The sequence below is a fragment of the Alienimonas sp. DA493 genome, from assembly GCF_043951915.1.
Taxonomy (GTDB): domain Bacteria; phylum Planctomycetota; class Planctomycetia; order Planctomycetales; family Planctomycetaceae; genus Alienimonas.
Window position 1 is genome coordinate 18509 of the sequence record NZ_JBINJD010000043.1, and the last position, 14587, is coordinate 33095.

Genomic DNA, 14587 nt, shown 5'->3' on the forward strand with positions numbered 1-14587 from the left:
GGGCTTCAACCGAGGGATCACAAGGTCGGTCAGGGGGCCGGTTCCGAGGGCGGCGGCGGGTCGCCGAGCGTCCAGCGGCGGTTCAGCACCCGCACGCCGTTCAATTCCGAACACCGCAGCCACACCTCGTCGCCGGACGCGGCGCTGCTGGGCAGGCGGTGGGCGTAGACGTGCGTGCCCGGCGGCAGGGGACCGGTTTCCAGGCTCACCCGGGCCGCCCCGGGGATCTGCACGTCGCAGCGGAACGCCGGGGAGGAGCCGTCGGGCAGTTCGTTCATCAGCGTCTGCGTGACCTCCCAGACGCCGTTCGGCAGGCGGCGGTCCGTCACGTCCAGCCGTAAGCCGGACAACCGCACCGCCGCGGTGCGGGGGATCCGCACGGTCTCCCCGTCGCGATCCGGCCGGGTGAGCCGCACCGTGACGGGATGCTCGCCCAGCGAGACGTCCGCCGGCTGCACGACGGTGAACTCGGCGGACGCCGCGGCCTCGGCCGGCGCCGTCACTTCGACGCGACTGGGTTCCGCCGTCCAACCCTCCGGCAGTTCCAGACTCACGACGTAAGTCGCCGCCTCGACCTCGGGGTTGCGGATCCGCACCCGCAGCGGCTGGGGCTCCGGGGAACTCTGGAGCACGCCCTCGTTCTCCAACGCCGTCCCGAGCCGCAAGCGGAGCAGGCGTTCGCTCACCCCCACGAGGAACGTCGGCCGATCCGACCACGCAACCTGATGCCGCCCGTCCCGCTCGGGCACGGCGACGGAGCGGCCGATCTCGTCGCGACCGACCGGCGTGCCGCCCAGCCGGAGCGTCGCCGTGCCCTCGGCGACGCCGCGGACGGCGATCACCGGGCCGCTCGGCGTGTGGAAGGCGACGGCGTCCGGCTCCTCCCGCCGTCGCAGATCCGGAAACCGGATCCGACCGAGCAGGACCCCGTCGCGGAGCAGCGCCGCGGCGGTCCGGAAGGGCAGGAAGCGGGCGGTCGGGGTGCCGTCGGCGGCGAACAGCCCGCCGCCGTCCGAGACTGCGCTGTCCGAGACCGCGTCCACGGCGAACGTCGGGCCGGTTCCCGCCGCGCAGGCTTCGACCAGCTCCCAGAGGAACTGCGACGGCTCGCCGGTCGCGGAGACGATCCGCCACGCCGCCGGGGGCCCGTCGGCGGCGCCGAGCAGAACGGCTCGATCCGCCCCGGCCTCCAGCGGACCGGCGACCCGCACCCCCGGGGCGGCGGCCCGCAGCAGCCCCCCCGCGGTGGGCGATCGGGGCGCCCCGACGTTCGGCGGTTCGCGGTCCGCGCCCAACTGCCAATGCCGCACATGGACCGCCAGCGGCTTGGCGAGCCGTTCCACCTTCGATTGCGGGTCGGGCAGCGCCGCGAGGGCGTCCGCCGTCGCCTCGCCGGGGCGGTCGAAGTTCTCCGCCGTCCACTGCACCACCGGACGCAGGTGCCGGGCCCGCACCGCGGCGGCGAAGCGTTCGTCGGCGTTCGGGTCGCCGGCCCGCCACCGCACCCAGCCGGCCCCGGCGGAGGCCGCCGCCGCCGCGAACCGGTCCGCGGACGATTCGGGGGCGGCGTCCATCGCGATGCCCAGTCGGCCGGCTCCCCCGGGCCCGATCTCCGGCAGGTCCGCCCGGTTCGCGACGGCGATCCGCAGCGTCCGGGCGCTCTCCGCGGCGCCGGCGCCGGTCGTCGCCGTCACCTCCCACAGACCGGTCGTCAGCGGACCGATCGTCGGCAGGGCGGTCACCTCCGACCCGACCCGCACCGGGTCCAGCGGCGTGGAATGCGCCGGCGCCTCCGGGTCGTCCAGACTCCGCACGGACAAGGTCAACGCCGGGGCCGGCCCGTCGGCGGGCGCTCCGGACAACGACAACCGCAGGCCGACCGGCGCGCCCGGTTCGACCAGCGGCTCCGTGCCGATGCGTTCCAGCGTCAGGAACGGCTCCGAGAACAGCTTGAGGTCGTCGAACCACGCCGATCCCCCCACGGAGACCGCGTCCCCCGGCACGAGGTGGCAGCCCACCACCGCCCAGACGGCCCCCGGCACGGGCGGGGCGGAATCGATCGTGATCAGACGACCGCTCTGCGGGGAGGTCCCGCTGACCGCCGGCGTGAGAAACCGGGCCAGCCGCACGTGGTGCACGTCCAGCAGGGACAGGCTCACGACGGCGGCGCAGTCCTCCAATGCGTCGGTCCGCACCCGGACCGCCAGCCGCAGAGCGGGGCGGCCGGTGAGACGGACCGGCGGGGAGTACGCCGCCGCGGCCCCGCCGTTCGCCGAGACCCACAGCGCCGCCGACTCGTCGGCGTCGGCCGAGCGGCGGGGGAAGCCGGCGAGGTCGATCTCCATCGGCACGAAGTGCGGGAACGCCGCCCCCCGCCGCCGCAGCCAGCCGTCCGGCCAGCGGTCAAAGTCGAGGTCCTCCTCCATCCCGAACCGCCACTCCGCCAGCGGGGCGGTCGCGTCGACCGTCGTCGGCGCCTCCGCGGCGACCATGTCGCTCGGCGGCGGGGGGACGAGCAGGGCGGCGGCGGCGATCAGCGGGGACACCCCGATCCCATCGGCCCGTCCGGGTCGGAACCGCGACGGGCGTCGTTAGAATCGGCACGGTCCCACCCCCGCGGCCGCGGTTTCCGTTCCGGCGCCCGCGATTCGCCCCGTTTCGAACAGACTGAGTTTCGCCCCTTGCTCCGACTCGCCCTGCCGACGTTTCTGGCGTCCGCCCCGCTGCGGACCTCCCTGACCCGCGTGGCGGAGGCCGGCGCCGACGGCGTGCGGCTGGACCTGCGGACCGAACTGCGGGCCGCGGATCTCTCCGCCACCGCCGCCCGGGAGCTGCGGCACCGGCTCGCGGAGCACAACCTCAAGGCCGGCCCTGCCGTCTTCCCCACCCGCGGAGCCCTGCACGAGGAAGACCGGCTGGAGGAGCGGGTCAGCGGGATCGTCGCCGCGTTGAACCTCGCTGCGGACCTCGGCTGCGGCACGCTCTCGTTCCGCCCCTTCCGCCTGCCCGCCGCCGACGCCCCCGCCGCAACGCTGCTGGCCGAGGTGCTGAACGACCTCGCCCGATCCGGCTCGCACGTCGGCGTGATCCCCTGCCTGACCCCCGCCGGCGACGCGGCCCGCCTCGCCGAGGTGTTGGACCGGGTGACGACCGGCCCCTTCGGCGTGAACCTCGATCCGGCCGCCGTGCTGCTGGGCGGCGGGGAGGTCGCCGACACGATCCGCACGCTGCACGACCGCATCGAGACCGTGACCGCCCGCGACGCGATCAACGACGGCGCCGGCGGCAAGGAGGTCCCCGTCGGCCGCGGCGAGGTGGATTGGGAGGAGACGCTCGCCCTGCTGGACGAGGCCGGCTTCAAGGGGTGGACGACCTGCGATCGGACGACCGGCCCGGCCCCGTTCGCCGAGGCGAGCCGGGCCGTCGGCTATCTCCGCTCCGTGGCGGCGCCGTGAGTCGCGGCGACGCTCAGATGGAGCCCCTGTCGGTCTCGGACCTGACCGGGGCGATCAAGGAGGTGCTCGAAACCGCCATTCCCGCGGTGCGGGTCGCGGGGGAGCTGTCGAACGTGGTGCGGGCTCGCAGCGGGCACCTGTACACCACGCTAAAAGACGACGGCGCCCAGATCCGCGTGGTGATGTGGAAGGGGAAGGCCTCCCGGTTGCGGTTCGAGCCGCGGGACGGGCTGGCGGTGATCTGCGAGGGAAACGTGGAGGTCTACGCCCCCCGCGGCCAGTACCAGCTGATCCTCGGGGCGATGCAGCCGGAAGGGATCGGCTCGCTGGAGCTGGCCTTCCGTCAGCTTCAGGAAAAGCTCGCCGCCGAGGGGCTGTTCGACCCGGACCGCAAACGGCCGCTGCCGACCTTCCCCCGCCGGATCGCCCTCGTCACCAGTCCGACAAGTGCTGCGGTGCGGGACGCTCTGCAGGTGCTCCGCCGGCGCTGGCGGGGGACGGACGCGGTCGTGGTGCCGACTGCGGTGCAGGGGGACGGGGCCGCGCCGCAGATCGCCGCCGCCCTGCGAACCGCCGGGGCGCTGCCGGGCGTGGAGGTCGTGCTGCTGATCCGCGGCGGGGGCAGCCTGGAAGACCTGTGGGCGTTCAACGAGGAACCGGTCGCCCGGGCCGTCGCGGCCTGTCCGGTGCCGGTCGTCTGCGGGGTGGGGCACGAAATCGACGTGACGATCGCGGACCTCGTCGCCGACCGCCGGGCGCTCACCCCCTCCGAGGCGGCGGAACTGACCGTGCCGGACGGGCGGGAGATCGAAGCCTTCGTCGCCGACGCCGCTGACCGCCTGCCGCTGGCGCTGCACCGGCGGGTCGCCACGGAGGCCCAACGGCTGGACGAACTGGACGCCCGCCTCGCCGACGCCGGCCGGCGCCGGGTGGAGCGGGGGACGCACGAACTCGAACGCCTCGGCGGCCGGCTGCACGCCCTCTCCCCGCTGGCGGTGCTGGGGCGGGGGTTCTCCCTGACCCGCAAGGGCGAGGCGGTGCTGACGGACGCGGCCGACGCGGCGGTCGGCGACGAGGTGACGACGCGATTGGCCCGCGGGTCGATTCGCTGCGAGGTTCTGGAACGAACGGAGATCGAGGAATGAGCGACGACGCGTCCCCCCACGAAGACGAACCCCCGTTCGAGGAGGCGCTGGACGACCTGCGGGCCGTCATCGCCGATCTGGAGGGCGGGCGGCTGGGCCTGGAGGAGTCGCTGGCCCGGTTCGAGGCCGGCGTCGGCCTGCTGCGCCGCTGCCGGGCGACGCTGGAGCGGGCCGAACGCCGGGTCGAACTGCTGACCGGGACCGACGCCGACGGGGAGCCCCTCACGGAGCCCTTCGACGCCTCCGCCACCGCGGAGCAGGGGGGCGCGGGACGCAGGGACGCGGGCGGATCCGCGAAGCGCCCGCGAAACCGCAAGCGGTCGGCGGACGAGGACGAACCGGACGGCTTATTCTAGGGTCTCTCCCTCCTCCCTCCTCACCCCTCCCTCCTCCCCGCGTGGTCAGCCCTCGTCCCGCCGTCGTTCCGCTCGCCGCCTACGCCCCCGGGGAGCAGCCCCGCGGGGACGGCTGGGTGAAGCTGAACACGAACGAACTGCCGTTCCCCCCGCCGCCGGCCGCCGTCGAGGCGATCCGGCAGGCCGCCGGCGAGCGGCTCAACCGCTACCCGGACCCGACCGGGCTGGCCTTCCGGCAGGCGGCGGCGGACCGGCTGGGCCTGACGCCGGACTGGATCCTGCCCGGCAACGGCAGCGACGAAAACCTCACCCTGCTGATCCGCACCTTCTGCCGCTCCGCCGACGGCGGGGGGGAAGGCGATCTGATCGCCTCCCCGCACCCGACCTACACCCTCTATCGCACGCTCGCGGAGATCCAGAACTGCCCCTTCGAGGCCGTCCCGCTGAACGGCGACTGGTCCTGGAACTGGGACCGGCTCGAAGCGGTCAGGCAGCGGGCGAAGCTGTTCTTCGTGCCCGTGCCGAACTCCCCCAGCGGGACGGTCTGGCCGAAGGAGGTTTTGGAACGGCTGATCCCCGACGACGGCCTGCTGGTTCTGGACGGCGCCTACGCCGATTTCGAAGACGGCCGGTTGGGGCTCGATCTGCTGGAGGGGCCGCGCGGCGACCGCATCGTGCTGACGCGGACGCTGTCCAAGTCCTACGGGCTGGCGGGGTTGCGGCTGGGTTTCGCCGCGGCCCGGCCGGAGGTGATCGGGGCGATGGCGAAGGTGAAGGACTCCTACAACTGCGACTCGCTGGCCCTCGCCGGCGGCACCGCCGCCCTGCGGGATTCCGACTGGCTCGGCGAGACGGTGCGGGCGGTGCGGGCCGAACGGCAACGGCTGGCGGACGGCCTGACCGCCCTCGGCTTCGTCGTGGAGCCCAGCGGAGGGAACTTCGTGTTCTGCACCCACCCCGACCGCCGGCACAGGGCCCGCTTCGACTTCCTGAAGGAGCGGAAGATCCTCGTGCGGTACTTCGCCTTCAACAATTGGCCGGACGGCGTCCCCGACGGCCTGCGGATCACCGTGGGCACGGCGGAGGAGACGGACGCTCTGCTGAACGCCCTCGCCGAGTTCCCGGGCTGAGCCGGACGCACGCCTCCGGCTTGGGTACGCTGCGGCGATGCCCGACCCACGCACCGCCTCGATCGAACGCGAAACCGGCGAGACGAACGTCTCGTTGACTTTGAACCTCGACGGAACCGGGGAGCACGACGTCGCCACCGGCGTGGGGTTCCTCGATCACATGCTCGAACTCTTCGCCCGACACGGGCTGGTCGACCTGTCCGTGAAGGCGGAGGGCGACACCCACGTCGACTTCCACCACACCACCGAGGACGTCGGCATCTGCCTCGGCCGGGCGCTGAAGGAGGCGGTGGGCGACAAGGCCGGCATCGTGCGGTACGGCTCGATGGCGCTGCCGATGGAGGACGCGCTGGTGACCGTGGCGCTGGACCTGTCCGGTCGGCCGATGCTGGTGTGGGACGTGGCCTTCCCGGCCGCGAAGGTGGGCGACTTCGATACGGAGTTGGTCCGCGAGTTCTGGCAGGCGGTCGCCAACGCGGCGGGCCTGAACCTGCACTGCGTGCTCCATCACGGGGTGAACGCGCACCACATCGCCGAGGCGGTCTTCAAAGGCTGCGCCCGCAGTCTGCGAGCCGCCGTCGCCGTGGACCCGCGGCAAACCGGCGTGCCGAGCAGCAAAGGCGTCCTCTAACCCGTCGCCCGAACCCTCGCTCGCGGGGTGGAAAAGGGACCGTTCAGGCCTGCGGCCGGCAACGAATCCGGACGGATCGGCGGTCGCCTGTGGGGCCGCTCAACCTTAGACTGACGAATCCGACCTGCCGGAGTTCCCGGCGCGCCCGGACTGCCGGAATTGCCTTCATGACTGCCGCCGCGTTCGATTGCCGTCCGTTGTCGGGGCTCCGCCGCTCCCTGCTGTGCGCGGCGGCCCTCCTGACCGCCCTAGCGGCCGGCCCGTCCGCGGACGCCCGTCAGGCCGCGCCGGCCGCCGCCCCTCCCGCCGCGGGCGCTCCCGCGGCCCCCGGCTCCGACGCGGCCGCCGTGTCCGGCGGGACGATCAATCCGAACCAACTCCCCCCGCACCCGGGCGGCTTCTGGCGGGGGAACGGCCCGGGGCAGCAGGTCGGCTTCTACTTCTCCCTGCCGTTGCTCGCGCTGGTGCTGGGGGCGTTCTTCCTGTGGGTCGCCACCACCGCGTGGGCGGACCACGACGCCGCCCAGCTGAAGGTGCGGCCGGAGTTCTGGTCCACCCTGCTGGTGCTCGGCGGCATCCTGGGAGTGGGGGCGCTCATCTGCCTGCCGAACCTGCTGATGGGCCTGGTCGGCTACCTCGTGTTCGCCGGGGGACCGCTGACGGCGTACATCGTCGAGCGCAACGCCCGCGTGCCGGACAGCGGGAAGGTGATGACGAAGCGGCACCTCACGAAGGTGGCGAACCAGTGGCTCAGCAAGGTCGGCCTCGGCATTCCGACCGGCGGCGGCAAAGCCGAGCCGACCTTCGGCCCGCCGATCACGTTCCTGGGCAAAAGCTCCACCGGCAACAAGTACTCCGCCGCCAGCGCCCGCAAGGTGGAGAGCAGCAAGGGCTACGTCGCCGCCAAGGAGCTGATCTACGACGCGATCCTCCGCCGCAGCACCGACGTGCACCTCGAACCGCAGGAGGAGGAGATGAGCGTCCGCGTGCGGGTCGACGGGGCGATGTACCCCGCCGAGCCGTTCGACCGGCCGACCGGCGAGGGGATCGTCAATATTTTCAAGGTGCTTTGCGCCATGGACATCACTGAGAAGCGCCGCCCGCAGGACGGCAGCTTCCGGGCCGATCTGGACGGTCGGATGATCGACTTCCGCGTCGCCACCGCCGGCACCCGGCACGGCGAGAAGATGTCCCTCCGGATCCTCGACCAGGCCAACGCCGTCGCCAGCCTGCAGAAGCTCGGCATGCGGAAGGGCCTGCGGGAGCGGATGGAGGAACTCATAAATGAGCCGCACGGCATGGTCCTGTGCAGCGGCCCGACCGGCGCCGGCAAGAGCACCACGCTGTACGCCTCGCTGAACGCGATCGACAAGATCCAGCGGAACGTGATCACGATCGAGGACCCCGTCGAATACCAGATGGACGGGGTAAACCAGATCGAAATCAACACCAAGTCGGGGCAGACGTTCGCCGGCACCCTCCGCAGCGTGCTCCGGCAGGACCCGGACGTCGTGCTGCTGGGCGAGATCCGGGACAGGGAGACCGCCGAAATCGCCTGCCAGGCGGCGAACACCGGTCACATGGTGTTCAGCACGGTGCACGCCAACGACAGCATCACGGCACTGTTTCGTCTGATCGAACTGGGCGTGGAGCCGTTCATGATCTCGAACAGCCTGACGGCGATCGTCGGCCAGCGGCTGGTTCGCCGCCTCTGCTCCGAGTGCAAGCAGGCCTACCAGCCCAAGCCGGAACTGGTGAAGAAGGCCGGCCTGCCGGTGGACAAGATCGACGCCTTCTACCGCCCCCCGCGGGCCGAGAGCGGCGCCTGCCCGAAGTGCGGCGGCCTCGGGTACATGGGCCGGGTCGGGGTGTACGAGGTGCTCGAGATCAACGACCGCATCCGCGACCTCGTCCGGGAAAAGGCCTCCGCCGGCCAGATCCGGGCCGAGGCCCGCAAAAACGGGATGCTCAACATGCGCGAGGAAGGCCTGCGGCTGGTCGTGCGGGGGGTCACCAGCATCGAGGAACTCCTCAAGGTCGTGAAGTGACCTCCGTCGCCGCCGATCCCCTCGCCGGCCTGAACGACATGCCTTGGGCGGACCTCACGCACGCCTACGGTCCGGCGACCGACGTGCCGGAGTTGCTGCGCACGCTGGAACGCGGGCCCGAGGAGGCGGCCGACCGGGCGATGCACGATCTGTTCGGCAACGTCTGGCATCAGGGGACGGTCTACCCGGCGACGCCGCACGCGGTCCCGTTCCTTCTTCGTCTGCTGGAACAGGGCCGACCGTGGGCGGAGCAGATCGCCGTGCTGCTCGGCGAGATCGCCGACGGGAACGGTTATCTGTTGGTCCACGCCCGCATGCTGTCGTCTTTGCGGCCGACCTACGAGAAGATCGCCGCCGACCGCGGGACCACCCTCGAAGCGGAGATGGCGGAGGAACGGACCGTGATCGCCGCCTGCCGGGCGGCGATCGCCGCCGGGGCCGACGCTCTTCGCCCGTTCCTGCGCCACGCGGAAGGCCGCGTCGGCGACGAGTACGTCGTCCGCGAAACGGTAATCCGCGGATTGGCCCGCTGCGCGGAGGTGCGGCCGGAACTGAAGGACTGGGTCCTCGACGCCCTCGCTGAGGAGACCGACCCGAGGGTGCCCGCGGAGTTGAACGGGCGAGTGGACGACCTGCCGTGGCTGGCCGCGGCGGTGAAAACGAAACGCGAACGACTCGGCCCGGCCGAGTGGGAAACGACCGATGATTGACCTGATCCTGCTCGCCCTTTGGGGCGGGGTGACCTACTTCGTGGCGAACGAGGGCGCGCTCGGAGCGGTGACCACGTTCTTCTGCGTGGTGCTGTCCGGCCTGCTGGCGATGAACTTCTTCGAACCGCTGGCCGAGGCGATCGGCGGCAGCGACTTCCTGCGGGAGCGGGCGGACGTCATCTGCCTGCTGGGGCTGTTCGCAGCGTTCGTCACCGGGATGCGGCTGGCCTGCGAGCAGATCGCCCCGCGGATGCTCGAACTGCCGGCCGCCGCCTACCACGCGCTGCGGTGGGTGTTCGGGGCCGCGACCGGGTACGTCACGATGGCGGTCATCCTGGTCGCCCTGCACGTCTCCCCGCTGCCGCGGACTTTCCTCGGCTTCGCCCCGGAGCGGGGGTTCGCCGCGACCTCGCCGGGCGGGAACCTGTTCGACGTGGACGCTCCGGACCGCCGCTGGCTGGCGTTCACCCGCTACGTCTCCTTGAACCCCCTCAAGAAGGGCGGGAGGAACCAGTTGGTGGACGGCAACGGGACGCTGCTGAACACGCTCAGCGGGTTCGACAACCGCACCGGCTACGCCTGGGACGCGGTGACCAGCGACGGCTCCCACGCGGCGACGAAGTCGATGCCCTCCTTCGTGATCCGCTACGCCGACCGCCGGGCCAACGGAGCCGGCGCCGCCCCGGTCGTGGTTGCCGCCCCCGCCGCCCCGCAGCGGCCCCGCGGCCCGGCGTTCTGAGCGTCCGCGGCCCCGCTCCGGCGCAAGAGAACGCCCCGCGTCCCTCCCGGAACGCGGGGCACTTCACATTCTCTTGGTCGGCCGCGGCCGGTCAGCCGTCGGCGGCGTCTTCCGACGAGGGCGGCGTGATGAGGTACGTCGTCCCGTTGATCCGCACCAGGGCCGGTTCGGCTTGGCTCAGCAGCGGGGCGAAGCGTTCGCCGACCTCCTTGGCCAATTGGAACCAGGCGTCGGTGAACTGCTCCACCTCGACCGGGTCCTTCCGCTGCTCTTCCGTCAGGCCGCTCTGCTCCCAGCGTCCCTGTTTGAAGTAGAGCGTCTCCCCGGAGACCCGCTGCACGCGTCGTTCGGGCTCGATCCGCGCGTTCGGCTCAGCCAACTCCTCGTCCGCGGCGACCGCGGCGTCGGCGCCGCTGGACGGGGGCGCCGCCGGCGCGCTCTGCACGGGCCCCGCAGGGGCTCCGCCGCCGAAGCCGCCCATCCCGCCGAACCCGCCGCCGACGCCGCCGACGGGGGATCCGCCGCGGACGCCGGAGCGGCGACCGCTTTGCGGCCGCGTGGGGAAGGTCCCCGAAATGGGTCCGCCGACCGAGTACAACGACGCGTCGGTCGGCGAGGCGGCCTGCTCGCTCAGCCGCAGCGACTGGTTCGTCGCCCGCTGATTGACGCCGAAGGCGCCGTCCGTCCGAGCCAGTCCGGTTTCCAGATTCTCACGGACCAGACCGCGGTTCACGGCGACGGCGTTGAGGTCCACGTCCTCCTCGGCCAGGAAGGCCGTGTAGGGGGTGAGGATGCCGTACCGCTGCGACAGCGTGACCAGTTCCTCCACCAGTTCGGGATTCTCGCCGTCGAGGTCGATCCGGTTCAGCAGTTCGCCAATCCGCCGGGTCGCCCACAGGGCGGGGAGGAAGTCGGCGGAGTCGTCGGTGTCCTGCGGCAGCGTGACCGGCAGGGAAAAGCTCAGTTGCTCCCCGTCCCCGGCCGTCGAGGTCCCGGTGAGGGTGAACGTGCCTTCGAGGTCTTTCGCCTTCGCCCCGTAGCGGCCGACGATCGAAAGCTGCTGACCGGAGAACAGGTCCGGCAGGTCGGCGGGCAGCACGCGGTTCAGCAGGGAGTCGGCGCCGCCGCCCTTCTTCTCGAAGTCGAGGGTGAGGCCGGTCAGCACCGGGGCGGCGATTTTGGCGTACAGGTCGGAGACGCTGGCTTCGACGTCCTCCTCCGGGGCGACGTAGGCGCTGACGCCGCGGCCGCCGCCGGAGAGGCGGTCCAGCAGGCGGGCGTTCACGTCGTAGCCCACGCCGAAAGTGAACAGCCGGGCCTTCACCGCGTCGTCGGTCACTTTGTTCGCGCCGGCGACGTTTTCGGCGATCTGCTGTTCGTCGGTCACGCCGCTGGTCGGCTTGCCGTCGGTGAGAAACAGCAGGTAGGTCGGGCGGTCGAGGACGCCCTCCTCGGAGGGCCTGGGGATCATCTCCAGCGCCTTGGTGAGGGCGGCGTTGATGTCCGTGCCGCCGCCGCTGCGGAGGTTGGCGACGAAGGCCTGCCCCGCCTTGCGGCCGTCGGCGTCGCCCTTCTCCAGTTCGGGACGAAAACTGTTCACCGTGCTGCTGTAGGCGATCACGTTGAACGTGTCCCCCTCCCGCAGCCGGCCGACGATGAAGGAGGCCGCGTTGCGGGCCTGCTCCATCTTCTCCCCGGCCATGCTGCCGGAGGTGTCGATCACCAGCACGATCGTGCGATCCGGCGGGGCGGCGTCCGGCTCCGGCACCTTCGGGGCGGCGAGCAGCAGGAAGAAGCCGTCGTCGTCGGTCTTCTTTTCGTCCCCCTCGGCGGCGTCCGGATCGCGGAAGGTCAGCACGTTCAGGCCGACGAGGCCCTCGGCGGTCCCGAACAGCAACCGCACGTCCTCCCGGCCGCTGACGTTCTCCAGCGAGAGCTTCGCCGTCGCGGTCTTGTCCGTCGGCCGGTCCACCTCGACGGCGTGCGTCGGGCTGTAGACGACTTTGAGCGGGGACTCCGTGGTCACGTTCGCGGAGACCTCCACCTTCTTCGCCCCCTTGCCGTTGGAGCCGGCGGAGCCGATCGGCAGCGTCAGGTCGATCAGTCCGTCCCGCACGCCCAGCAGCTGGGTGTAGCGAAGCTGCACCGTGCGGCTGGCGCCCGCGGGGATCGGGAACACGCTGGTGCGGTACAGGCCGTAGCCGGCGTACTCCAGCAGGGCGGGGTCGCGGTTGCGGCGGACGATCGCCTCGTAGGTTTCGCGGGCCTCCCCGGCCTTCTGGAGGGTGCCGGTCAGTTCCTTGCCGTCGACCAGCAGGGTGAGCTCCCGCACGGCGGCGTTCGGCGGGACGGGGAACAGCAGCCGGGCTTCCAACGGCCGGGAGCCGGTGTTCTTGAAGGTCTGCGACAGCCGGACGGAGGCGCTCTGGCCGGTGACGTCCGCGTGGGCCGTCAGTTCGGTCACGTCCCAGGAGGCCGGGAAGCCGGGGCGGGGGGCGTCGGTCAGTTCCAGCAGCGTTTGGGCGGGCGCGGCCGGGGCCAGCCAGCCGACGCAGGCCGCGGCGCACAACGCGGCCAGCGCTCCTGAAAACCGCGACGGGAGGGGCGGGGGGCGGAACATGAGTCGATCCGGGCGGGTGCGGGGAGAACCGGCGGCGGGCGGCCACCGTACCCGTCCCGGACGTTCCGCCGGCGACGAAAGTTCCGCCCGATCCGCACCGGGACGCCGATTTCGCTTTCCCCCGAGCCCGGGGATCGGCACCGTGGGCCGCGCCCCTTTCCTAACCCGCACCGCCCGCGAGCCGATGGCCGCCGCCGCAGACACCCCCGACGACGCCCACCGTCCCGAGGACTCCGCCGCCGCCCGCCGCCGCGGGAAGAACGTGCTCGGCGGGCCGCTGCAGGACTGCTCCCACGACCCGCTGACCGGCTGGCACCGCGACGGCTGCTGCGCGACCGGCCGCGGAGACGCCGGCGTGCACGTCGTCTGCGCGGTGATGACGGAGGAGTTCCTCGCCTTCAGCAAGGCCCGCGGCAACGACCTCTCCACCCCGATGCCGCTGCACCAGTTCCCCGGGCTGAAGGCCGGCGATCGCTGGTGCCTGTGCGCCCCCCGCTGGAAAGAGGCGTTCGACGCCGGCCAGGCGCCGCAGGTCGTGCTGGAGGCGACCCACATGGCGGCGCTGGAGTACGCCTCGCTGGAGGAACTTCAGGAGCACGCGGCCGCGTGACGCGTCCCGACAACGGAAACGCCGTGCCCGGCGGGCGGCCGGAGGGGGTTCGCGTCGAAGGACGCTGGGTCGGGGTCGCGCTGCTGCTCGCGACGGCGACGTTGTGGAGCCTCGCCGGGGTCGCCGTGAAGGTCGCGGGGGTCGAGCCGCTGGCGTTCACCGCGGTCCGCAGCGTGGGGGCGGCCCTCGCCATGCTGCCGCTGTTGGGGTTCGGGGCGAAACTGACCGGCCCGGCCCGGCCGGCCGGGCGGCTGATGTGGCCGACGGCCTTCTGCTACACGGCGATGGTGGGGGCGTTCATCGTCGCCTCCGCCGTGGGCACCGCGGCGGAAGCCATCCTTCTGCAATACTCCGCTCCGGCGTGGGCCGCCGTGATGGCCTGGGGCCTGTTCGGGCGACGGGTCACGCGGATCCAACTGGCCGCGCTGGCCTGTGCGGCGTCGGGCGTGGGCGTGTTGCTGTTCCGACTGTGGAACGAAGTCCGCCCCGACGGCTTGCTGGCTCCAGCCCTCGGCCTGCTGTCCGGCGTGGGTTACGCCGGGGTGATCGTCGGACTCGACGCCGTGGACCTGGACGCCCGCCGCCGCACCGGCGGGCCGGCGAACGTGGCGGCGGTCGTGCTCTGGAACAACGCCGTCGCCGCCGCCGTGCTCCTGCCGTGGGCGGCGCTGCGGGGGGAGCTGTCGTTGCCCCCGGCCACGATTGCGGGGCTGCTCGCCTTGGGCGTGGTGCAGATGGCACTGCCCTACGTGTTGTTCCAACTCGGCCTGCGACGGACCGGACCGGTCGCGGCGGGGCTCATCCTGCTGATCGAACCGGCGCTGAACCCCCTATGGGCGTACCTCGGCGCCGGGGAGCGGCCGCCGCCGGGGTCCTACCTCGGCGGCGGGCTGATCTTGGCGGCGGTGGCGATCACCGTGCTCGCCGGCCGCCGCCGTCGGCTCCCGACGGGCTGAGCGCCGTCCGGCCTCAGGGCACCACGCCGTGCTTCTGGAGCCGGCTGTAGAAGGTGCTCCGCGGCAGGCCCAGCCGGCGGGCGGCCTTCGACTTGTTGCCGTCGCAGGCCTCCAGCACGGAGACCAGCCGTCGCTTCTCCGCCTCCTCCCGACTCACCGCCGGCGGCGCCGTCCGGGCCGCGGTCGG

The 14587-nt window shown here is 72.5% G+C and carries 13 protein-coding genes; 10 read left to right on the forward strand and 3 right to left on the reverse strand.

The genetic code is table 11. The annotated features are described in order from the left end of the window. Positions 1-29: 29 nt before the first annotated feature. Positions 30-2546: an NEW3 domain-containing protein gene (locus ACG2DA_RS08855; RefSeq protein ID WP_395255216.1), complete on the reverse strand. Its 2517-nt coding sequence runs from the start codon at positions 2544-2546 to the stop codon at positions 30-32. A gap of 135 nt (positions 2547-2681) precedes the next feature. Between ACG2DA_RS08855 and ACG2DA_RS08860 the strand changes: the two genes are divergently transcribed. The 8 genes from ACG2DA_RS08860 (at position 2682) to ACG2DA_RS08895 (ending at position 10214) form a co-directional block, all read left to right on the forward strand. After that, entirely contained in the window at positions 2682-3455 is a 774-nt protein-coding gene (locus ACG2DA_RS08860; RefSeq protein WP_395255217.1) for a sugar phosphate isomerase/epimerase family protein, read from the forward strand. 17 nt (positions 3456-3472) lie between these two features. After that, positions 3473-4600 carry an exodeoxyribonuclease VII large subunit gene (gene xseA / locus ACG2DA_RS08865; protein WP_395255218.1) on the forward strand — a complete coding sequence of 376 codons (1128 nt, stop codon included), beginning with the start codon at positions 3473-3475 and terminating at the stop codon, positions 4598-4600. Further along, complete coding sequence (gene xseB / locus ACG2DA_RS08870; protein WP_395255219.1) at positions 4597-4956, forward strand: exodeoxyribonuclease VII small subunit; 360 nt, start codon at positions 4597-4599, stop codon at positions 4954-4956. Before xseA ends, xseB begins: the two co-directional genes overlap by 4 nt. 41 nt (positions 4957-4997) lie before the next feature. Then, complete coding sequence (gene hisC / locus ACG2DA_RS08875; RefSeq protein WP_395255220.1) at positions 4998-6086, forward strand: histidinol-phosphate transaminase; 1089 nt, start codon at positions 4998-5000, stop codon at positions 6084-6086. A gap of 37 nt (positions 6087-6123) precedes the next feature. Next, positions 6124-6717: an imidazoleglycerol-phosphate dehydratase HisB gene (hisB, locus tag ACG2DA_RS08880; protein WP_395255221.1), complete on the forward strand. Its 594-nt coding sequence runs from the start codon at positions 6124-6126 to the stop codon at positions 6715-6717. Between the two features lie 167 nt (positions 6718-6884). After that, positions 6885-8765 (forward strand): GspE/PulE family protein, encoded by a 1881-nt coding sequence (locus ACG2DA_RS08885; RefSeq protein WP_395255222.1) that lies wholly within the window; start codon positions 6885-6887, stop codon positions 8763-8765. Next, positions 8762-9475: a hypothetical protein gene (locus tag ACG2DA_RS08890; RefSeq protein ID WP_395255223.1), complete on the forward strand. Its 714-nt coding sequence runs from the start codon at positions 8762-8764 to the stop codon at positions 9473-9475. Before ACG2DA_RS08885 ends, ACG2DA_RS08890 begins: the two co-directional genes overlap by 4 nt. Then, a complete protein-coding gene (locus tag ACG2DA_RS08895) occupies positions 9468-10214 on the forward strand; it encodes a CvpA family protein (protein WP_395255224.1) in 747 nt (248 codons plus the stop codon). Before ACG2DA_RS08890 ends, ACG2DA_RS08895 begins: the two co-directional genes overlap by 8 nt. Positions 10215-10305: 91 nt before the next feature. On the opposite strand, the gene ACG2DA_RS08900 is transcribed toward ACG2DA_RS08895, so the two are convergent. Then, a complete protein-coding gene (locus ACG2DA_RS08900; protein ID WP_395255225.1) occupies positions 10306-12834 on the reverse strand; it encodes a VIT domain-containing protein in 2529 nt (842 codons plus the stop codon). Positions 12835-13018: 184 nt separating this feature from the next. Between ACG2DA_RS08900 and ACG2DA_RS08905 the strand changes: the two genes are divergently transcribed. Both ACG2DA_RS08905 and ACG2DA_RS08910 read left to right on the forward strand, forming a co-directional pair. Continuing rightward, positions 13019-13444 carry a DUF2237 family protein gene (locus tag ACG2DA_RS08905; RefSeq protein WP_395255226.1) on the forward strand — a complete coding sequence of 142 codons (426 nt, stop codon included), beginning with the start codon at positions 13019-13021 and terminating at the stop codon, positions 13442-13444. After that, a complete protein-coding gene (locus ACG2DA_RS08910) occupies positions 13441-14400 on the forward strand; it encodes a DMT family transporter (protein WP_395255227.1) in 960 nt (319 codons plus the stop codon). Before ACG2DA_RS08905 ends, ACG2DA_RS08910 begins: the two co-directional genes overlap by 4 nt. Positions 14401-14413: 13 nt before the next feature. On the opposite strand, the gene ACG2DA_RS08915 is transcribed toward ACG2DA_RS08910, so the two are convergent. Continuing rightward, positions 14414-14557 (reverse strand): helix-turn-helix domain-containing protein, encoded by a 144-nt coding sequence (locus ACG2DA_RS08915; protein ID WP_395255228.1) that lies wholly within the window; start codon positions 14555-14557, stop codon positions 14414-14416. Between the last annotated feature and the right edge of the window lie 30 nt (positions 14558-14587).

Bases quoted from the DNA above. Each gene is read 5' to 3' on its own strand.
- xseA (WP_395255218.1), top strand. From the start codon at position 3,473: ATGGAGCCCCTGTCGGTCTCGGACCTGACCGGGGCGATCAAGGAGGTG.
- xseB (WP_395255219.1), top strand. From the start codon at position 4,597: ATGAGCGACGACGCGTCCCCCCACGAAGACGAACCCCCGTTCGAGGAG.
- hisB (WP_395255221.1), top strand. From the start codon at position 6,124: ATGCCCGACCCACGCACCGCCTCGATCGAACGCGAAACCGGCGAGACG.
- ACG2DA_RS08885 (WP_395255222.1), top strand. From the start codon at position 6,885: ATGACTGCCGCCGCGTTCGATTGCCGTCCGTTGTCGGGGCTCCGCCGC.
- ACG2DA_RS08895 (WP_395255224.1), top strand. From the start codon at position 9,468: ATGATTGACCTGATCCTGCTCGCCCTTTGGGGCGGGGTGACCTACTTC.
- ACG2DA_RS08900 (WP_395255225.1), bottom strand. From the start codon at position 12,834: ATGTTCCGCCCCCCGCCCCTCCCGTCGCGGTTTTCAGGAGCGCTGGCC.
- ACG2DA_RS08905 (WP_395255226.1), top strand. From the start codon at position 13,019: ATGGCCGCCGCCGCAGACACCCCCGACGACGCCCACCGTCCCGAGGAC.